Here is a 17,561-nt window from a genome sequence, read left to right on the forward strand (position 1 = left end):
CAGACTTTTAAAGGTCATTGGATTTTCCTCCTTCGTTAAGTTGGCCGTTTGGTTTCAGCAGCGCGACAGCTTGCATAAGGGTTTCCGCAGATAACGTCTCTCCCAGTACCGCGAGGAATGTAGCCAGCGCCTCCTGCACCTTGCCCTCGCCCAGCTCGGTTAAGCCGGTATAGATGCTGCGGCGGTCCTCCTCACAGATATGCCGGCGCAGCGCCCCGCATCCTCTCGCCTCGAACCGGCTGACCAACCGGGATACAGCGCTTTGGCTGAGCCCCAGCATTGCTTCGAGCTGCTGCAGCCGCAGCTTTTTTTCCGGTGCGACGGACAGGAAATAGAGCAGGTAAAAATCGTTCAGCGACCAATTGTGGCGTGCTTTCAACTCCTGCTCCAATTTGGCCGCCACTTCCGACTGGAGCTGGGAGAGGGCCATCCAGCCATCCAGCAGCCCGTTTGTCCATGTGTTTATATTATTTTCGAAGGGCAAACCCGAATTCATATTGTTTAGGCACCTCAGCGTTCTTGTTTAAGATTTTTGCCGCAGCCAGCGTCCAATAGGCATCCTTCAGCATACCGCGGCCCACAGCGACGAGAGCGGCGTCTTCATTGCCGATAACAGCATTGGCCAAAGCAGCATCATCCAGACGGCCAACGGCGATGACCGGAACGTCCAATGCTTCCTTCAGCTTGCGGGCCAGCGGAACTTGATAACCGACATGTGTGCCGGGGCGGCCTGATCCGCCAATCGGTCCCTCGCCGCCGGAAGAAACATGGAACAGATCAACACCGGCGTCCCGGTACACCCGGGAGAAGGCGATGGCATCCGCAATGCCGTATCCGCCGTCGACATATTCCTGGGCGGAGATGCGCAGGATAAGCGGCATGTCGGAGGGCATTTCTGCTTTGGCTGCCCGAATCACTTCTACGCCGAAACGGGTTAGCTCCTGGCCATACTCGTCCATTCTCCGGTTGGTGAGCGGTGAATGAAACTGATGGATCAGATAGCCGTGCGCCCCGTGCAGCTCAATCGTGTCGAAACCGGCTTGAACGGCCCGGCGAACAGCAAGCCGGAATTTCTCGACCAGCCCCTTAACCTCTTCGGTGGTCAGTTCACGCGGCGTCTTGGACTGGTCACTGAAGGCAAGCGGTGACGGAGCCACTGGAACCGGCGCGTCTTCCGCTTTCCGGCCGGCATGGGCAATCTGGATGCCGACTTTTGCTCCGTAAGAGTGGCAAGCATCAACAATGCGGGCGAGCGGGGCTATCTGCTCATCCGACCATAATCCAAGGTCGTAATCCGTAATACGGCCGTCCGGCTCCACGTCGGTCATCTCGATAATGATCAGACCGGCGCCGCCTACAGCACGGCTAACATAATGCAGGTAATGCCATTCGGTAGCGATGCCATCCTTTGCCGGTACCGAGTATTGGCACATCGGCGGCATCACGACCCGGTTCTTCAGCTCCAGGTTCTTTAATTTGTAAGGTGTAAACAGATCTAACATGTCGATTCTCTCCTCCATCTTTGAAATATGTATGCACATGCATGTATTATAGTCCTTTGCTTTTGCTTGTGCAACTCCTCAGTAAGGCGCGGAGAAATAGGAGGCATTTGCATAACCGTGCTTTCTCCGGAATTCGCTTGGCGTACATCCCTCGCGTTTCTTAAACACCTGGCTGAAATAGGGGATCTGCTCAAAGCCGCATTCCAGCGCCACCGCCTTAACGGGCAGCCCAGTGGTCACCAGCAGCTCTTTGGCTTTGTCAATGCGGAGCTTTGCCAGATGCTCTGCGGGGGTTGCTCCTTTCAGCTTGGTAAATATCCGGTGCAGATAATAGGGGCTCATATTGGCTATGTGGCCAAGAGCTTCCAGAGTCAGCCTTTTATTCAGATGAAGCTGCATGTGATCGCAAAGCTTCTCAATCAGCCGCTCCTGGACAGTGGCGTCTCTCTTTCCCTGACTGGGCATCCGGGCGGCGTCTTCGCTCAAATGCGCCAGAATCTGGAGCACATAGGATTTCAAGAGAAGGGGAGAGGGGGGCGAGGAGCGGATAAATTCCCGGAGAACCAGGGAAAACAGCCGCTCATACTGTTCCGGAGAAGGCGGATGGATAACCGAAGGAATGCTGTCCAATACCGGATTTGGATAATGGGCCTGAAGGTCCTGGGGAGCCAGAAAGTTATATCCCTTCGGCTTTTTTCCTGTATTCCCCAGCAGGTCCAAACAGATTAAAAAACAATTATACGGCAGGATTCCTTGAGTAACCTGCCCCGGTCTGCGGAAGGCAATATCCCCTTTCCGGAGGGGATAGAGGTGATCGTCCAGCATCATAAAGCCGCTGCTTTCCGTATACAATTCCAACTCGTAATCCTGAACCACCCGATGCGTAAACCTGTGGCCGGGGGGATAGCTCATACCATTCAGCAGGACCGAGCTGCGGATAACGACAGGAGAAATTTTATCCATGGGAGATCCTTTGCTTTAAAGCAAGATTTTGATAGAGGAGGGCAAGATACTGAATCGTAATCACTCTCCCAATATTTTATACTATGCCTTGAAAACACTCAATGGGTTCCGCTTTTATACCGGGCTTTAATAAGAATGGAAGGGTTGTGATTTTAATGGTCAGTCCTTACGGCCATTTCTCGGGGGAAGGGGAGGAGTTTGTTGTAACAAGATCCGATCCTCCGCGGCACTGGTATAACTATTTCTGGAATGACCGCTTTATCGGGTTTGCCTCCCAGGTGGGCTTCGGCGAAAGCTTTGCCCAGGATGACCTGGGCCGCCGCATACCGCTTGCAGCCAGCCGGCAGGTGTATGTAGCGGATTGCGAAACAGGCGATTTTTGGCATGCCAACGGACTTCCTTCAGAGCGGAGCTACACGGATTATTCATGCCGTCACGGCTTGGGATACAGCCAAATCTCGCTGGCCTGCAACCAGATCGCCTCTTCATACCGGGTGTTTATACCCGAGGATGGTTTATGCGAGATATGGACCGTTACGCTGCAAAATCTCCGCCCCGAAAAATGCCGTGTAAAGGTTATACCCTATTTTGGAACGGATTTGGACGGTCATTATAAGCCGCAGGGCTACAATACCGCCACCGGATATTTTCTCCCGGAGCAGCAGGCCGTGATTGGAAGAAGCTTCGCCGCATTCGATTCGCCGGTTTCCAAGGAGATCTTCGCATATTTAACCTCGCAGTTGCCGGCCACCGGCTACGACAGCCGGAAAACGGCATTTATCGGCACCTATGGCCATGAGGAAAGACCCGCCTCACTGAGCGCCGGAGGAGGCTGCACCAATAGCGATTGCGTGGCGGAAAAGCTGGTTTTTGCGCTGGAAAATACAGTGGAGCTTGAAAGGGGCCAAAAGCTGGAGCTTCATTTTGTCGCCGGTATTGCCTTCAGCACGGAGGAGTTGGGCCGCGAGCGGGCCCGTTTCTTCACGCCGGGCGCAATTGACAGCGAATGGGAAAATGCGGTCTCCCGGTTCCGCTCCCAAATTGACGGTGTTGCCATAGATACCCCGGATGAAAACTTGAACTGCCTGTTCAACACGTGGCTGAAGCACCAGACCAATCTTGGCAGCCGCTGGGCCCGTGTCCGCCACAATGGCTACCGGGATATGACCAGCGATTCCGAATGTTTGGGCTCCATTAATCCGGAGCTGGCCTGGACAAGGATCAAGCGGGTGCTTTCCTATCAATACAGCAACGGGTACGCTCCGCGCACATTCCTGAACGGTTCCATCCTCGACCATAATTTTGCCGATAATACCGTGTGGCTGACCTTTGCCGTTTATCATGCGCTGAAGGAGCTTGGCCGCCTGGAGCTGCTGGAGGAGACCGTTCCTTTTAACGATGGCACTGAGGGCACCGTATACGAGCATATTCAGCGCTCCATCCGGTTCCTCTGGAATTTCCGCAGCCAGCATGGGCTCATTAAGCTGTGGGGCGGCGATTGGAACGATTGCCTGAACGCCGCCGGACTGAAGGGGCAGGGCGTCAGTGTATGGCTCTCCATTGCCTGGTACAGAGCCAACCGCCAGTTTGCCGAAATTGCCCGCCTGAAGGGGGCGACTGCCGATGCGGAAGAGGCTGACCGTCAGGCAGAGGAAATGAAGGAGCTGGTGGACCGATACGGGTGGGATGGGGAATACTATATCACCGCTTATACGGATGAGGGAGTGCGGCTTGGCTCCAAGGAGAATGAGGAGGGGAAAATATTTGTTCTTCCGCAGCTGTGGGCGGTGCTGTCCGGAATTTCCAAGGATGGCAAGGAGCTTCAAGCCATGGACGCCATTGACCGGTATCTGGAACGGGAGCTGGGGACACTGGTTTCCTGGCCGGCTTTTACCCGGAATAACCCGTCTATCGGCTCCATGACCCAAAAGCCTCCCGGTGTCCATGAAAACGGAGGGGTTTACCTGCATCCTTCCGTTTGGAAGCTTGCGGTGGACAGCATGCTGAAGCGTCCCGGCAAAATTCAGACCGGTCTGGAGAAGATCCTTCCATTTGATCATACATGGGTGGAAAAGAAGTGCGAGCCCTATATCATGTGCAATTCTTACTTTTCCGAGGAAACCGGCTACCGCTACGCAACTCCGGGACAGAGCTGGAGAACGGCAACGGGCGCATGGCTGGCCAAATCACTCGTTCAATATATCTTCGGGCTCCAGCCTGAAATGGACGGCTTGCGGCTTGACCCCTGCTTGCCGCCGTCATGGAAGACATGTTCGATCCGCAAACGCTTCAGGAGCGCGGAATACCGAATCTCCTACGAGCAGCGGCACGGAAACGGCTGCCTGAAGATAGCCGAGATTATCGTAAACGGAAAGCCGCACCCGTCCCCGCTATTGCCTTACGAGGAGAACGGGCAGTATGAAGTAAAGGTTTGGCTGGAATAGCTCCGGAAGCCGCCCTGCCCCCGCCTTATTTTCCCCGCGGGGGCTTGGCTACGTAATTCACGTGGACTTCGGTTTTGCCCCGCACATAACGCAAGTGCCACGGCAGAAAGAAGAAGAAAAGCACAAAATACAAGGGGATGGAATACCATACATGCCAGCCCTTCTGGGTAAAAAAGCCAAGTGCTGTCAGGCAGTATTCCATTACAAAGGCCATCCCCGTGAAGATAAGACTGATGATCCATTTTATATTCGGTTTGTAAAAATTCAAATAAAGCAACGCGATACTCGACGGAGCCAGGGTAAACACAATAATATCGGCAATCCCTCCGATGGAAGGGTCGCCGGAGTCCAGCAGGTCCAACTGAAAGAATAAGACGATATTCCCCAGCCACCCCGCCGTAGCCATAATTCCGAAGGTTACGTAATACTCCCTCCAGGTAAGCTTTCTTCTCAGGAGAAGGGCAAGCAGAACCAGTAATGTTCCCAGGCCGTATACCAGCCAAGCTCCCTTGGCTGGAAGGTCCAGGCGTTGTACAACTTGCGACCAATATTCCATTTGCATCACCCTCGGACTTTTTCCTTAATATAACCTTATTCTGTAATTATTACTCCGGGCAATATTCCGCCAATAAAAGCAAACTGCTTTCCAACGCGTCTTAATGATGTATCCTCCTGAATTGGTTGGGGGTGAGCTGCTCCTGCTTCTTAAAGACGGAGCAGAAGTAATTGGCGTCCTCGAAGCCGGACAAGCCGGCAATTTCTTTTACTTGCAGGTGGGGGTGCTGGAGCAGAAGCTCCTTGCTTTTTTTGATCCGGACGGAATTGATGTATTGGAAAATCCGGATGCCGGTTGTTTTTTTGAAAACGGTGCACAGATGCTGCGGCGTCATTCCCGCAATGTCCGCCATGGCCTCCAGGGTAAGCGGGCTGTGGAGGTTATCCTCAATATATTGAAACAGCGGCTTCAGCTTGTAGTTGAGATGGGTGGCGCTGCTGTTGGGATGGACGGATGTATGCTGCATGATATCGGTGAGAAGGGAATAGATCACGGCGGAGCTTTTGAGGCTTTTGAGGGCGGCGTCGGAGTGGCCGATGTCCAGAAGCTGCCGGACCCGGGCCAGCAGAATCTCCGGTCTGGACACATATAATACGGCCGAGCCGGGAAAGCCTGCCGTGTGCTGCAGGAAGGGGCCTGCCTGATGCCCGTCGAAGACAATCCAGTCCGTAATCCATGTGGAAGTAATGGCGTAATACTCATGAGGAGCCCCCTTGAACAAAAGCATTCCCGTGCCTTCCTTCACCCGGTAGGTTTTGCCTCCGGTAATCAGCTCTCCCTCGCCCTGGACGCATTGAATCCATTGGTACAAATATCCGTTGGGCCGGACAATATGCTCCTGGTTCCATTGATGTCCCGCATCCACCAGATAATAAGGAAGCTCCCTGTCGGATTCGGTAATCACAGGTATGTATCTTTTCATCATGATTACCCCTTAATATTTTAATATTATGCTTAATATCCTCAGATTGTTGGCTAATTAAGCTTTGTATATAATCAAAATATAACAAAGTTAATGAGGACGCAAGGGGATGGGAAAAATGGAGCGCGAGAGGAAGGGATCGGGGATGACCCGCAGGGAAACCGCCATTATGACGGATTGGGAATTTACGTTAAAGGAGCCGCTGGACCAGCATTTTTCGCCTGTCCATTTGCCCCATGATTGGGCGATTTACGCGCCTATTAATAAAGATATGAAGCAGGGAGAGGCGCAAGGTTTCCGGGACAGATGGGGAGTCGGCTGGTACCGGAAGAGGCTTGCGATTCCGGCGATTACGGAAGGGCATGTGTACCATCTGCACTTTGACGGCGTATATGAAAACAGCACCGTCTGGGTGAACGGCGTGGAGGCCGGCGGCCGCAAATACGGCTATTCCCCGTTTACACTGGATATTACCGACCTGATTCATGAAGGGGAGAATCTGATTCTGGTGAAGGTGGACAATACCTCGTTCCCGGCGGACCGCTGGTATTCCGGAGCGGGCATCTACCGGACGGTGAAGCTGGTTGAATTAAACCGCAGCCATCTGAAGCCGGAGGAGATTCAGGTGAAAACGGCCATTGAGGGCAATCATGCCACTGTGACCATTGCCACAGGGGTGGCATCCTTGGTAAAGGCAACGGTGTCAAATGAACAGGTCTGTTTCGCCGGGGAAGCCGACAACGGCGTGATCCGGGTGGAAATCCCGGACGTGAAGCTGTGGAGTCCTGAAACGCCCCATTTATACCGGGTGGAGTTGTCCCTCTATGAGGGAGGGAAAATCGCGGACACGTACAGCTTGCAGATCGGCATCCGCGAGATTGAGCTGATTCCGGACAAGGGAATGTTCATCAACGGCAAGCCGGTGAAGATTAAGGGCCTGTGTATTCATCAGGATGCAGGCTGTCTGGGCGTTGCCGTCACGCCGGAAATCTGGAGAGACCGGCTGGTCAAGTTCAAGGAGATCGGCTGCAATGCCATCCGCACCGCCCATCACATGTTCGCTCCGGAAATTCTCGATATCTGCGATGAGCTGGGGCTGCTGGTGTACGAGGAGCCGTTTGACAAGTGGGTCGGCGGCCTGTACCGCAGGTATTTTGAGACGGAATGGCAAAAGGACCTGGAATGTATGGTGAAACGGGACCGGAACCGCGCTTGTATCTTCATGTGGGGTGTAGGCAATGAGGTTGAGAACCAGGGGCAGGAATCCATGCTGGCCATTCTGCGGATGCTTAAAGAACATTTGCTTACTCTGGATGATACCCGGCCGGTTTCGTACGCCATGAACCCGCATTTCAAGTATGAGAGCAATGCGGATTTGTCCAAGGTGAAGGATATCCAGCAGTTTGTGGACGAGGTCAGCGATACGGAAATTTATAAGCTGGAGGACCGGATCGAGCGCATCCGGCGCATTGCCGAAATTGTCGATGTGATCAGCTGCAATTACCAGGAGCAATGGTATCCCGCCATCCATGAGGCCGTTCCCGGCAAATTGATTCTGGGGACGGAAACCTACCAGTATTTCCGGGGGCATCCCGACCAGATGCAGAACTTCAGCGAGGATGTTCCCTGGATGGATGTGGAGAAGCATGATTACGTCATCGGGGGGATGCTGTGGACGGGAATCGATTACCTGGGGGAATCCATGGGGTACCCGGCCAAGGGCTGGGCGGGTTCCTTGTTCTGGACCAACAATGAGCGCAAGCCTCTGTCCTATCTCTACGAAAGCTACTGGTCCGACAAGCCCATGGTCTATATGGCGGTGCTGGACTATTCTCTGGCCGATGAAGGCGTGAAGGAGCATTGGGATGCGCCGCGTTATGCCAGCCACTGGAATTTCCCGCAATTCCACAAAACGGTGCTTCCTTATATGATCGCCACCAATTGTGAGGAAGCGACGATGGAGCTGAACGGCAAGCTGCTTCACATCAAGAAACCCTCCGATTTCCCCAACCGGATGATTACCGGCTATCTTCCTTATCTGCCGGGAACGGTGGTGGTCAAGGGATGGATCGGGGGACAGGAGGTATGCCGCTATACGCTGCAGACGGCGGGACCGGCGGTGCAGCTGGCGTTTGATGCGGAGGAAATCAGTGTCAATGCCGCGGATGTGGTCCATAAGCTGTTTACCGCCCGGGCCAAGGATGCGGAAGGGGTTCCCGTGTTCCGGGAAAGCGCCAAGGTCACGTTCCGCGTGGCCGGGCCGGCCGGAATTGCCGGTGTGGACAATGGCGACCTGTCCTCCAGCGAGCCGTATGACAGAACATGGATGCATCTGTACCGCGGACAGGTCAGCACGGTTCTGCGGTTTACGGGAGAGACGGGGCGGGTGGTCCTGTCGGCGGAAGCGGAGGGTATGTATCCGGCCCAACTGATCATCCATGTGAAATAAACAACAAAAGAGGCCCGCACCGGGCCTCTTTTGCCGTTTTTGCGGAAGGGTTACCCCTGCGCCGGATGGGTAAGCTCGTAACGGCCAGTTGTCAGCCGGATGGTCAGCTTGCCGTCGGCCTCCTTGTATTCAAGCTTGGAGTCTGCCAGCGCTGCTCCGTTTACCGTAATGTCCTCCGCAGCCGCATCAGGAAGCGCCAGCTCGGCTTGGGCGTGGAACGGAATGCGGAAATGGTAGCGCAGGCTATTCCCCTCATAGCTCCAGCCGCTTTCATAGCGGCCCGCGGCGGTGTCCAAAACCGCCTTGGCATATTCCAACTGCCGATTGGGCTGGGGAGCCAGCCGGATTCTCCGGAAGCCCGGGCAATCCTCCAGGGGCTGAATGCCGCACATGTTCCGGTACATCCACTCCGCAATGGAGCCGTAGGTATAGTGGTTCAGGGAGTTCATGCCCAGCTCCCCGAACTTTCCGTCGGGCAGAAGGGAATTCCACCGCTCCCAGATGGTGGTGGCTCCCAGCTTCACGGCATACAGCCAGCTTGGAAATTCCTCGTTCAGGAGGAGCTTGTAGGCCAGATCGTTGCAGCCGTTTTCCGAGAGCACCCGGCAGAAGTAGGGGGTGCCGACAAAGCCCGTTTTTAAGTAGTTTTTGTTCTTCTCTAAATTTTGCTTCAGGGAATCAAGAATTCGGAGGCGGAACTCCTCCGGCGCCAGGTCCATAAACAGCGCCAGAATATAGGCGGTTTGGGTATCCACGGCCAGCCGTCCCCGGGGCGAAATGAACTCCTCCGTAAACGCCTTCCGCACCTCGGCGGCCAGCCGGCCGTACTCCTCAGCCACTTCCTCCCGTCCCAGCACCTTGGCGGCCTTCGCCACCAATTCCGCGGAATAGGCGTAATAAGCGGTGGAAATCAAATCCGTGGGCGTGCCTCCGAAAACGGCAAATTCCCCTTGTCCGTCCAGAGCCAGCCAATCTCCATAGTGGAAGCCCGTATTCCACAGCCTGCTGCCGTCATCCTGCCTGCGGATGGAATCCACATAAGCCTTCATGCTGTCCAGCTGCTGCTCCAGAATAGCCCGGTCGCCATAATGGAGATACAGATTCCAGGGAATGACCGTGGCCGCTTCCGACCAGGCGCTGGAGCCTTTTCCGTTTTCGTCGCCGGCTTGACCTGCGCCGAAGGCCGGCACTACATGGGGGACGACTCCGTCCAAGGCGGCCTGATCCTTGGCCAGATCATACAGATATTTGTGGAAGAAGGCATCGGCATCCATATTGAAGCAGGCGGTCCCGGAGAACATCTGCGCATCCCCGGTCCAGCCCATCCGCTCGTCGCGCTGCGGGCAGTCCGTGGGCACATCCAGGAAATTGCCCTTTTGCCCCCACAGGGCATTTTGGAACAGCCGGTTGACTAAGGGGCTGGAGGTTTCAATATTTCCCGTCCGCCGCATGTCGGAGTAGACAACACAGCCGGTGAAATCTGCGACATTGAGCTCTCCGGTCCAGCCCTCCACCTTCACATAGCGGAAGCCGTAGAAGGTGAAATAAGGCTGCACCAGGGTCGGCTTGCCGTCGGAGATATAGGTGAATTCCGCCTTGGCGGTGCGCAGATTCTCCCGGTAGAAGCAGCCGTCCTGCAGCTCCTCGCCGTATTGCAGCCGGATATGGCTGCCCTTGGGGGCGGACGCCTGGAAGCGGAGCCAGCCCACCATGTTCTGGCCCATGTCCAGAACCGTTTCCCCCTTGGGGGTATGAATGACCCGCACAGGTGTTAAGGTTTCCTTGATCCGCACCGGAATGCTTCTGCGGGGCTCCAGCAGCTTGAAGTCCACTTCAAAGGGGAGCACCTCCGACCAGCCGCCGTCATCCAGCCCGGAGGACGACCATCCGTCCACTGTCCGGTTGGCATCCTGGACCTCGCCGTCGTAAATATTGCTCTCCAGCACAGGGGCGGGGAGCGCTTTCCAGCTGCCGTCAGAGGAGACCGTTGCCGTGCTGCCGTCGGCAAAGGTTACCGCAAGCTCGCACAGCAATGTGAAATCGTCGCCGTAATACCCGTCCGGACGGCCCTGGAAGCCGAAGCGCCCCTTGTACCACCCGTTGCCCAGCATCACGCCAAGGGCATTCTCGCCTTTGCCCACCAGGTCTGTCACATCAAAGGTCTGATATTGCAGCCAGTGGTTATAGCTGTTGCAGTAGGGAGTCAGGTACTCGTCTCCTACCCGCGCGCCGTTAATCTCCGCCATATAAAGCCCCAGCCCGCAGATATAAAGCCGGGCTTGGGCAATCTCCCGGTCCAGGGTAAAGCTTTTTCTCAGCAGGGGATGAACGCTCTTGTCCTCCCAGCCGGGTGTGATCCACATGCCGGACCAGGGCTCCTCCAGCTTGGAGGTTTCAAACCAGGCGGCAGGGCTCATGACCTCGCCGCATTCCGTCCACACCCGGACTCTCCAGTAATACCGGGTGCGGGGCTTAAGGCGGAGATCCAGGGTATAACCGATGCTGTCAATATCCTCGCGTTTGCCGCTGTCATGGAGGATGTCCAGGAAAGCCTCATCATAGGCAACCTGCACCTGGCAGGCGGTTTGGACGGTCGCTTCCTCACCCTCCGTAATCCAGCTCAAACGCGGCTTGCCCAAGAAAAACCCAAGCGGATTCTCAATCCGGTTGCATGTCATATTGCCGATTTTCATCATGATCCCGTCCTTTATCAATTTCCGGTTTGCGGTTCACCCGGCACCTTCAGTATATAAGGGAACGGGACATTTTTTATCGGCCGGAATAGACAAGATAATAGGCTGATCTGGACATTTTACAGAGGGATGAACTAGAATTGAATCAAGAGAAGTGAGGGGGGAGACCATGACTGTAAAACGGTCTATCGGAGAGCTTTACGGGTCTTATTTCTTTGAGCCGGACAGCTTGATTTACGTGAACCGCGCCGTGGAAACCTTCGAGGTGGTGGAGCACCGCCATGACTTTGTGGAGCTGACCTATGTCTTTGAAGGCAGCGGGGTGCATTATATCAACGGGGAGGCCATTGCCGTCTCGCGGGGGGATGTGTTTTTTCTTCCCGTGGGGGTGTCCCATGTGTTCCGTCCGTCCACCCTTCGGAAGGAGCGGCAGCTGATCGTGTACAATTGTGTGCTGGATGTCAGGTTTATGGCCGGGCTGCCGGGAGCCTTCCCCGAGTCGGCAGATATTCTGGCCATGTTCTCCGGCTCCTCCGCCACTTGGCTGCAAGCCCGGGATACAGGGGATTTTCTGCCGCTGTTTATGGAGCTGTACCGGGAATACGCAGGCAAACCGCCGGGCTACCGCTCCTTATTGACGGTGCTGGTGGTGCGGATTTTCATCGGCTTGTACCGCAGGGCCAGCACAGACGGCGCGGAGGGCGGGGCTTGGAGTCCGGTTCATCAGGCTATTGCCCACATGGAGGCCCATTACCGCTCCAAGGAGCTTTCCCTGGAGAAGCTGGCGGAGGTGTCCAAGCTCAGCGAACGCCAGTTCAGCCGCCTGTTTCAGAAGCAGACGGGGATGAGCTATCTGGCTTATCTGCACCATCTGCGGATAGAGGCCGCCTGCCGTCTGCTGAAGGCCTCCGCCGATACGGTTTCATCCATTGCATCATCCGTGGGGTATACGGATATGAAGTTCTTCCACCGGCTGTTCAAACGGACCACCGGATTAACCCCTGGCCAATACCGCGCCGCAGCGGCGGGGGAAGGGGAGAAGCTGCGGCGGTGACGGACAGTCTGTGCCGCCGTGGCCCAATCCGCACGTTTACAAGAATTGCTTGCGGTACTGGCTGGGAGTCATTCCTTCAAGCCTGCAGAAGATTGAACTGAAATAAGGAACGCTATGAAACCCCACCTCTTCTGCGATCCTGGCGACGGAAGCGCCGGTCTGCATCAGCAGAAGCTTGCTTTGCTCAATCCGGTACCGTTGAAGATAACCCATGGGAGAAGAGCCGTATTCCCGCTGCATGCAGCGGGCGATGTAAACCGGATGAAAGCGGAGGGCTTCTCCCAGCAAGGCGGCGGTAACCGGCTCGCGGTAATGAATCCGCAGGTAGGAGGCTGCCTTCTCGGCGCATTCCGTGGAGGGGGAAAGCCTGCTGTTGTTCAGGGAGCTGCTCAAGAGCAGGAGAATCTGCTGGAACAGCATCTGCTGGTGCAGCGGTGTTGCGGGAAGATGGGCCTGGGGGAGCAGACCCTCCAGTTGGAGCAGGAGGGCCTCCAGCTTGGAGGCGGGAAGGACGCTGCTCTGCTGCAGAAGGCTGATGTAAAAGGGATGGGCGTCAAACTCGGGCGACAGGAGATCCCGTCCGTTGGCTTCATCGGGATAAACGGAGTCCCTGCTTGTCACATGCCAGGCTCCCTGGGTTGCAAAATGGAGCCAGTGATAGCGGGTTTCCTCGGTGCAGTCCCGAAGGCCGGAATGATGGCGGTCAGGCAGCAGAATAAGGGTTTCCCCCGCCTTAACCGTAAAGCTTTGGGTTTCTTCTCCAATATAAAGGCAGCCGGTGCTGACATGCAGCAGATCGAATACCCGGATGCGTTTGCGGCTTACATGCCGTTGGCCCGGGGCGAAAAAGTGGCAGCCGCTGGCAATGTAATAGGGCATGGGAGGTGCGGCAAGATGCAGAATGTTCATGGCGCTCCTTCTGGTCGATAAGTTGGGAATAAATAAATTCAGGTTGGAAATATGATATTTTCTCCCTCTGCAATCCTCTATACTTTCCTCAACAGAATACAACTGGAGAGGAAACATATCTATGACAGCATCAAAAGCATATTCCCCCATCAGTCTGTGGCCGCTGGCATGGCCGATTTTTCTGGAGCTGCTGCTTCAAACCCTTCTGGGAATGGTGGATACCCTGATGGTAAGCCGGATTTCCGATGGAGCTGTAGCTGTGGTCGGGATATCCAACCAGCTTTTTGGCGCCCTGATCACGCTGTTCACCGCTTTTGCAGGCGGCGCGGGCATTCTGATTGCCCAACGCATGGGCTCCGGCAAAACGGAGGAAGCAAGGGAGCTGGCCGTTCAGGGGGTGTCCGTAAGCTTGCTTCTGGGGGTTTCCGTCAGCGCGGTTCTGTTGGCGGTCCCGGACATATTCGGGCGTATGCTGGGGATTCCCCCGGAGCTTAAGGAGCTTGGGGGAATCTATATCGGATATGCCGGCGGCAGCCTGTTTCTGGTTGGCCTAAGCATCGCCCTCGGCACAGCCATACGCAACATGGGCAATACGAAAGGCCCTATGTATACAGGGGTTGCCGTCAATGTGCTTCACATCCTGCTTAACTATGTCTTTATCTTCGGCGCGTTGGGCTTCCCCGAAATGGGATTGCCGGGAGTTGCGCTGTCCACGGGCATCAGCCGGGTTTTCGGCGTCATCATTCTGCTTTTCCTGTTCCGCAAATCCTTTGTTCCCTCCATCACTCCAAAGGATTTCATCTCCTTTGACGGCAAGCTGCTTAGGGGAATTCTGCGGATTGCCTGGCCCCTTGGCATCAATTCCTTCAGCTGGGTGTTCTCCCAGCTGCTGGTTTATACCTTCCTGGCCCGGCTGGGCGGGGAAGCGCTGGCGGCCCGCACCTATTTGAATACCCTGGAATCCTTCTGTTTCACCCTGGGCTATGCCATTGCCATGGCGGGACAGATCCGGACAGCCCATCTTTTTGGGGCGGGAAGGATGCGGGAGGCGTATACGGGAGCTTACCGCACCATGGGGATCGGCCTTGCCGTGGTGACAGCCAACATGCTGGTCATTTATTTGTGCGGGCGGCAGCTTCTCGGCTTGTTTACCGCGGATGAGGGGATTCTGAAGCTGGCCTACTCCCTCTTGGGCCTCAATCTGCTTTTGCAGCCTGCCAAAATGATCAACATGGCCATAGGCAATTCCCTTAATGCCATCGGCGATACCGCCTATACCATGGCCACCTCTCTGATATCCATGTCTCTTATTGGAGTGGGCGGCGCCTATCTGGCGGGCATCGCCCTGGGCTATGGATTGCTTGGCATTTATCTGTGCATGATTGCCGACGAGTTGGTCCGCGGCATACTGGTGCTGTGGCGCTGGCGGGGGCAAAGGCTGCTCCGGGCGGAAGCTACTCATTCGGCTGACGGGTCACGGCCTTGCGGAATTCCGTCGGCGTAACGCCGTAATGCTTTTTGAAAATCCGGTGGAAGTAGGTGCTGCTGGTGTAGCCTACCCGGTCGGCGATTTGGGCAATGGGAATTTGCGTTTGCTCCAGCAGCTGCTTGGCCTGCTCCATCCGGTATTCGCTGATGGCGTCCCCCAAGGCGCGGAGGGTCTGCTGCTTATAGATTCTGCTGATATATAACGAAGACATATCAAATTGGTCGGCAATCCAGTTCACGCTCAGGTCCGGATCGGCGTAGTGCTTTTCAATCAGGCTGCTGATGCTTCTTACCAAATCTCCCTGTTTCATGCTCCGTTTCTCCGTCAGCTTGCTTTGGACCTCCTCCAGAAATAAGCGGAAGGCTGCAATAAACTCCTCCAGAGTTTCCACACTGTCCAGGGACGGCATATACACACTGGCGCTGCCGGACAAATCCATGGCGCTGTTCTTCTGGATGCTGTAGATCAGATTATTGATGGTCATCGTAAGATGGGAAATGGCCAGCCGCAATACCTGGATGGGATATTGCGCCGTTTCCCCAAGAATCTCATGGAGAATGTCCATCACCTCCGGGGTTCTCCCCAGCTTGACCGCTTCGGATAACCGCTTTTCCTTGTCCATGGGGTAAATGTATTCCTTGGACTTCAGGGCAAGAATGGCGTCGGAATCAATAGTGGAGCCGTGCCCGTAAAACATCCGGTGGAGGGAGGCCTCCTTCACCTGCTCGTACAGAGGATGCAGATGGAGGGGATGGTTGGTCACCGGACTGTATGTCACCGAAATACTGATGGACAGAAAATCAAGGATGGCCTGCTTCACCTGCTCCAGCCGCTCCAGGAAGACGGTCTCATCATCGGCCGTCTCCGGCGCTTCGGTCGATCCGCTATTGACAAGGAGCACCAGACTGTCGTCATCCATGGTTACGGCTTCCACCGGATAGGTCTGGGACATAATCTCCGAGCTGATGTTCAGGATGGCATATTTGTAGGTGGCCAGATCGCTGCCGCGTTTGGCAAGAAACTCCTGGAAACGGTCAATCCGGAGCAGAATGACCCGGTAATCCTGTTGAAACTGAAAGGTTATCCCCGCGTGCTTCAGCCTTTCCAGCTTCTGCTCGCTGGTGAGGGTGCGGACGCCAAGCAGAAGATCCCGCAGCGTATTTTGCCGGATGGTTTGGGAATTGTTCCGCCTTTCCGTTTCCAGCACATTCAGCTTGGCGGAAATCCGGCGCACCGGGCGGTACAGGAAACCGGACAGAAGCCACGAAATAATAAGGCCCGCCGCCAGAATGGCGCCTGCAATGGTCAGAGAGGTGTTGCGGATGGCCCCCACGCTGTCCACCAGAGTATGGTACGGGGTAATCTTGACATATTGCCAACCGAGCGAATCCTTCCGGGTAAAGGTGATTAAGGATTTCACATTGTGAAAATCGCGGATCAGATAGCCGGTTTCCTGATTCATCACCGATTGGCGGATAAGCTGCTCCTCGGCTTTGGTCAATTCGGCGGGCAGCAGAGTTTCCGTGGATAGAATCCGGTCCTGGTCATCGATAATGAAGGTTTGTCCAGGCAGCTGGCCTTCCTTCAAGGCAATGCTCCGGTTGATCCAGGAGGCGGATATATTGACGGCAACAGCGGAGTTGATGGTTTGGCTGGTGTTGATGGCGTCGTAACAAAGATATGTGTATACGCTTACCGGCGTTACCGTGTCAGGATGATTATTATACACCCGTGGTATGGGGGTGAACGGCTTATAGTCTTTGAAGCGGTCCAGGGTGCGGATAATGTCCCTGTCCACCAGCTCCTCCTTGGCGTAGATTCCGTTCTGGCCGGACATGGCGGCGATGTAGAAGGTATTGGACGCCGAATTGTACACCATGATGGAATCGATAAAGGGCATGGAGTTTAACGTATTGGACAGCTCATTCATGCCGGCCGCCACATCATACACATCGGGGGACGAATAATTGAGCAGCTTGGAGATGGCGCTGTTGCGGTAGATCTGGAAGGACAGGGATTGGGCGCTGTCCTTCATGCTGTTTACATCCTTGCTGGTGCGAGTCAGAAGGTCGAGGTCGCCAAGAAAGGTTTGGTTCAGGGCGGCATGGGTGTAGTTGCGGTAATAAATATATGAAGAAATCAGCACGGTTGCAACGATGCTTAGGGTAATGCTCATCACAAACGCGGTATAGAGCTTCATCGGTTTTCGGATTCTCGGCATCTTCAAAGGATCTTGTCTCCTCTCTATGGTCGCTCTGCCTGCCGGAGGCGGTACAGTGCACATCATACTACAGAGGCTTCCGGTTTCGCTAGTAGAAAAACAAGATGTGAGTGTACAAATCATACTTTTGTGAACACGCGCCGGGGAGCGGTTATAGAGCCCCGGCTTTTTTGCGGAGTATGCCTTTGTGCAATCTGTGATGAAATGTCTACATGCCGAAAGTTTGCCGATTGCATAAACTGCGCAATGTTTCACTACCCGGCCCGCCAGGCCGTCCCTATAATCTGAATTACAAGCGGAAACGCTGAAAACACAGAAAACCAGGAAGGTGATGGAGCTTGAGCGCCACAGGAGGAACC

12 protein-coding genes are annotated in these 17,561 nt (G+C 55.1%); 4 read left to right on the forward strand and 8 right to left on the reverse strand.

Annotated elements, in window-relative coordinates:
• Positions 1–7: 7 nt before the first annotated feature.
• From DQG13_RS04025 to DQG13_RS04035, 3 genes are all read right to left on the reverse strand, one after another.
• Positions 8–496 carry a MarR family winged helix-turn-helix transcriptional regulator gene (locus tag DQG13_RS04025; RefSeq protein ID WP_113018461.1) on the reverse strand — a complete coding sequence of 163 codons (489 nt, stop codon included), beginning with the start codon at positions 494–496 and terminating at the stop codon, positions 8–10.
• Positions 468–1,502: an NADH:flavin oxidoreductase/NADH oxidase gene (locus tag DQG13_RS04030; protein WP_113018462.1), complete on the reverse strand. Its 1,035-nt coding sequence runs from the start codon at positions 1,500–1,502 to the stop codon at positions 468–470. Before DQG13_RS04030 ends, DQG13_RS04025 begins: the two co-directional genes overlap by 29 nt.
• Before the next feature lie 78 nt (positions 1,503–1,580).
• The gene (locus DQG13_RS04035) at positions 1,581–2,465 is read right to left on the reverse strand and encodes a helix-turn-helix transcriptional regulator (RefSeq protein WP_113018463.1); all 885 of its coding nucleotides are present in this window, start codon (positions 2,463–2,465) and stop codon (positions 1,581–1,583) included.
• Between the two features lie 155 nt (positions 2,466–2,620).
• Between DQG13_RS04035 and DQG13_RS04040 the strand changes: the two genes are divergently transcribed.
• Positions 2,621–4,909 carry a GH36-type glycosyl hydrolase domain-containing protein gene (locus DQG13_RS04040; RefSeq protein ID WP_258525462.1) on the forward strand — a complete coding sequence of 763 codons (2,289 nt, stop codon included), beginning with the start codon at positions 2,621–2,623 and terminating at the stop codon, positions 4,907–4,909.
• 25 nt (positions 4,910–4,934) lie between these two features.
• On the opposite strand, the gene DQG13_RS04045 is transcribed toward DQG13_RS04040, so the two are convergent.
• Positions 4,935–5,474, reverse strand: a complete 540-nt coding sequence (locus DQG13_RS04045; protein ID WP_146767098.1) for a hypothetical protein — start codon at positions 5,472–5,474, stop codon at positions 4,935–4,937.
• A gap of 91 nt (positions 5,475–5,565) precedes the next feature.
• On the reverse strand, positions 5,566–6,390 hold the full coding sequence (locus DQG13_RS04050; RefSeq protein ID WP_113018466.1) for an AraC family transcriptional regulator: 825 nt from the start codon (positions 6,388–6,390) through the stop codon (positions 5,566–5,568).
• Between the two features lie 115 nt (positions 6,391–6,505).
• On the opposite strand from DQG13_RS04050, the gene DQG13_RS04055 reads away from it, so the two are divergent.
• The gene (locus tag DQG13_RS04055) at positions 6,506–8,836 is read left to right on the forward strand and encodes a glycoside hydrolase family 2 TIM barrel-domain containing protein (RefSeq protein ID WP_258525444.1); all 2,331 of its coding nucleotides are present in this window, start codon (positions 6,506–6,508) and stop codon (positions 8,834–8,836) included.
• 50 nt (positions 8,837–8,886) lie between these two features.
• Here DQG13_RS04055 and DQG13_RS04060 read toward each other — a convergent pair whose 3' ends face one another.
• Positions 8,887–11,532: an alpha-L-rhamnosidase gene (locus DQG13_RS04060; RefSeq protein ID WP_258525446.1), complete on the reverse strand. Its 2,646-nt coding sequence runs from the start codon at positions 11,530–11,532 to the stop codon at positions 8,887–8,889.
• Positions 11,533–11,698: 166 nt separating this feature from the next.
• On the opposite strand from DQG13_RS04060, the gene DQG13_RS04065 reads away from it, so the two are divergent.
• Positions 11,699–12,583, forward strand: coding sequence for an AraC family transcriptional regulator (locus DQG13_RS04065; protein WP_113018469.1), 885 nt, complete (start codon positions 11,699–11,701; stop codon positions 12,581–12,583).
• Between the two features lie 36 nt (positions 12,584–12,619).
• Here DQG13_RS04065 and DQG13_RS04070 read toward each other — a convergent pair whose 3' ends face one another.
• Positions 12,620–13,492 carry a helix-turn-helix transcriptional regulator gene (locus DQG13_RS04070; RefSeq protein WP_113018470.1) on the reverse strand — a complete coding sequence of 291 codons (873 nt, stop codon included), beginning with the start codon at positions 13,490–13,492 and terminating at the stop codon, positions 12,620–12,622.
• A 121-nt stretch (positions 13,493–13,613) separates the two neighbouring features.
• Between DQG13_RS04070 and DQG13_RS04075 the strand changes: the two genes are divergently transcribed.
• Positions 13,614–14,996: an MATE family efflux transporter gene (locus DQG13_RS04075; protein WP_113018471.1), complete on the forward strand. Its 1,383-nt coding sequence runs from the start codon at positions 13,614–13,616 to the stop codon at positions 14,994–14,996.
• Here the strand turns inward: DQG13_RS04075 and DQG13_RS04080 are convergent.
• Positions 14,947–17,202: an AraC family transcriptional regulator gene (locus DQG13_RS04080; protein ID WP_258525463.1), complete on the reverse strand. Its 2,256-nt coding sequence runs from the start codon at positions 17,200–17,202 to the stop codon at positions 14,947–14,949. The genes DQG13_RS04075 and DQG13_RS04080 overlap by 50 nt on opposite strands.
• Positions 17,203–17,561 lie beyond the last annotated feature (359 nt).

This window comes from Paenibacillus sp. YN15, from assembly GCF_003285005.1.
GTDB lineage: Bacteria > Bacillota > Bacilli > Paenibacillales > NBRC-103111 > Paenibacillus_AR.